Below are 2,727 nucleotides of genomic sequence, written 5' to 3'. Positions count from 1 at the left end.
GCCTGAGCGCGTAGTAGAGGAGCGCGCGCCTCACCTTGATCTTCGCCTTGCCGCCTCGCATCCCGTAGTCGAGCGCGATGACCTTGGCTTGCGAATCCGAGAGCTCAGGGTGGGGGCCAACCTCCAGGGTGACCTCGGAATGCCAGTCGCGATCTTCGTTGGCCGACGTTTCGCTCTCCCGCGATCCTCGGATGCCGAGGATCCGTGAGAGCAGGAAGTCCTTGAAGCAATCGTCGGTCAGGCAGAACGCCCGCGTATGCCAGCGAAACCCGTCGAATCCGATGGCGTGCGGAGCGATCCAGCGCCAGCGCGGCTCCGGGGTCGACAGAGACTGGTACTTCACCTCGATCGCCTCGGACCGGCGGATGGCACCGACGACCGAGCGGAGCGTCACCGGATCGACGCCCCGCACAGGCGTCGGTGCCGAAGCGTAGGACGGCAGGTCAGGGATCCAGCAGTCTTCGCGCTCCAGCACATCGTCGGCAACCAGGCGGAGCTGGGCGAGGTAATGCGCTGCGTCTGGCGGGCGGAACCTGCAGTCGAAGTCCGGACCACGGACATAGGTGCGCGCGCTCTTGTCGTAGACCATGTTGTCCGGCGCCAGCGCGATGTAGCGGTTCAGGTCCGAGGATGCCTGGTTCACCGAAACGCCGAACTGCTGCATCACGTCGATGCGATTGACGTGACCCTCCCAGAACAGGCGGAACTCGATGAACTCGAGCCGCTGCTCGATCCCCCAGCGAAGTTCGGCCTTGTCCCGGTCCACGTCGCACCCCCGCCCAGCCCTGCGCGCACGCGAACTGTGCGCGCCCAATTTCTGGGCTTTCTTGGAGGGTAGCCGCGCGGAACTGCGCGATCAATCGAAAAGGGACGTGGCGGGGCGCGATTATCCCAAGGATTGCCTGAGGTTCTGCGCCACCGCATCGGCAGCCATCCGCACCGGCTCGGCCGCCAAATGGGCGTAGCGCGCCGTGGTCTGGACCTGCGTGTGGCCAAGGAGCTTGCCGATCATGGGCAGACCCTGACCCGAGGCGACGGCGGTCGACGCGAAGGTGTGGCGCAGGTCGTGGATGCGGACGTCCTTGACGCCGGCGCGGGCACGGACGCGCTGCCAGAAGGGCTGCAGATCGCTCAGGCGCTTGCCCGGCAGGGTGCCGGTGATGACCCACGGGTTCTCGTCGATGCGCTGAGCGTCGCGGAGCAGATCGACGACGGGCTGGCCGAGATGGATGACCTTGGCGCCGGACTTGGAATCCGGCAGGCGCAGGACGCGCTCGGCCAGATCGACGTGGGTCCACTTCAACGTCATGATCTCGTTCAGGCGGCAGCCGGTCAGGATCAGCAGGCGCGCCGCGAGAATGGCCGAGGGCAGTTCGATCCCCTCCGCCTCCATCTCGCGCAGCACCTCGCCGATGCGGCGCAGTTCCGCCGCGCTGAGGAACCGCTCGCGCTTCTCTTCGGGATACTTCCGGATGTGCTTTCGCGGATTTGTGCCGTCCGGACGCAGCCCCCACATCTCGGCGAGGCTGAACATCTTCGAGACCACTTCGAGGCAGCGGTTCGCCTGATAAGGGATGTGACGCATGTCGTGATGGAACTTCGCCACGTCCGCCCGGGTGATGCCCGTGACCGTCAGCTGCCCGAGCGCGGGCAGGATGAAGCGTTCGAGGTTCCGGCGATATTCCTTGGCTGTGCTGGCCTTCACGCGGATCGCGATGTGTTCCCTGTCGAACCGCTCGGCCAGCTCCTTCACCGTGATCGCCTTGCGCCCCGCGTCCCGCTCGGCGGCGGGGTCCGCGCCGTTGCGCGCGGCGGCGACGATGGAGATGGCGCGGTTGCGGGCCTGCTCGCAGGTCAGGACCGTGCTGGGCCCGAGGCTGATCCGCCGGGATCGGCGTCCGGCGCGATACTGGACCACGTAGCCCTTGCGCCCGCTCGGCAGCACGCGCAGCCCGAAGCCGGGGATCTCGCTGTCCCAGACGAAGTATTCGGCGAGGCGGGCTTCCGCGGCGTCGACGAGGCGTTTGGTGATCTTGGGCATGGCGTTCTTCGGTGGTTCTTTCGCCGTTCCACAGTGCTGAAGCGCGGGCGACAGTCAACGAACACATTGAAATTGCGAAGGAAAAGGAAATAGCGCGCGGTTCCGCGCATGGCGTTTCGGCGCGCTGGTGCGGGAAATCGACGAGTCCAGCGAATCAGAACGCAGGTTCCGGCGCCCGCGGACCGCTGATAGGCTCGGGGAAAAGAAACTGGCGATCCGATGGCTTCCAAGACCACCCTCAATGCGAAGAACCTCGAAGCGCTGGGCGCCGTGCGCCTGGCGCAATTGCTGATCGAGGTCAGCACCGGGAACGCGGCGGCCAAGCGCAAGCTGCGGCTCGCGCTCGCGGGGGCCCAGAGCCCGAGGGAGGCCGCACGGGAGATCACCAAGCGGCTGACCAGTATCGCCCGTGCGCGCAGTTTCATCACATGGAAAAACCGCAAGGCGCTGGTCACCGATCTCGAAACCCAGCGGCGCGCCATCGTTGAGCAGATAGCGTCGGCCGATCCAGACGAGGCGCTGGCGCTCATGTGGCGGTTCATGGCGCTCGCCTCGCCCGTCTTCGAGCGCTGTGACGACTCCAGCGGCACCGTCATCGGCATCTTCCACCAGGCCTGCGCCGATCTGGGTCAGCTGGGCACCCGCATTTACCTGTCAGTTTTCGTCGAACCGTGATTCACTCGGCC

Annotated in this window: 3 protein-coding genes; 1 reads left to right on the top strand and 2 read right to left on the bottom strand. The window is 66.2% G+C overall.

Features of this window, described 5'->3' with window-relative positions:
- Together V7050_RS20105 and V7050_RS20100 are read right to left on the bottom strand one after the other, a co-directional pair.
- Positions 1-766 (bottom strand): WYL domain-containing protein (locus tag V7050_RS20105; RefSeq protein ID WP_324375905.1); only part of this gene is annotated, 766 nt, incomplete at its 3' end.
- Between the two features lie 120 nt (positions 767-886).
- A complete protein-coding gene (locus V7050_RS20100; RefSeq protein WP_324375903.1) occupies positions 887-2,041 on the bottom strand; it encodes a tyrosine-type recombinase/integrase in 1,155 nt (384 codons plus the stop codon).
- A 219-nt stretch (positions 2,042-2,260) separates the two neighbouring features.
- Here V7050_RS20100 and V7050_RS20095 point away from each other — a divergent pair, with 219 nt between their 5' ends.
- Positions 2,261-2,716: a DUF6880 family protein gene (locus tag V7050_RS20095; RefSeq protein ID WP_324375901.1), complete on the top strand. Its 456-nt coding sequence runs from the start codon at positions 2,261-2,263 to the stop codon at positions 2,714-2,716.
- Positions 2,717-2,727: the final 11 nt, after the last annotated feature.

The sequence above is a fragment of the Amaricoccus sp. genome (genome assembly GCF_036846665.1).
GTDB lineage: Bacteria > Pseudomonadota > Alphaproteobacteria > Rhodobacterales > Rhodobacteraceae > Amaricoccus.
Note: the sequence above shows the minus strand (reverse complement) of the source record. Positions and strands in the feature narration are given on the sequence as shown.

Excerpts from the sequence above, each read along its gene's own strand:
- V7050_RS20100 (WP_324375903.1), bottom strand. The coding sequence starts at position 2,041 with ATGCCCAAGATCACCAAACGCCTCGTCGACGCCGCGGAAGCCCGCCTC.
- V7050_RS20095 (WP_324375901.1), top strand. The coding sequence starts at position 2,261 with ATGGCTTCCAAGACCACCCTCAATGCGAAGAACCTCGAAGCGCTGGGC.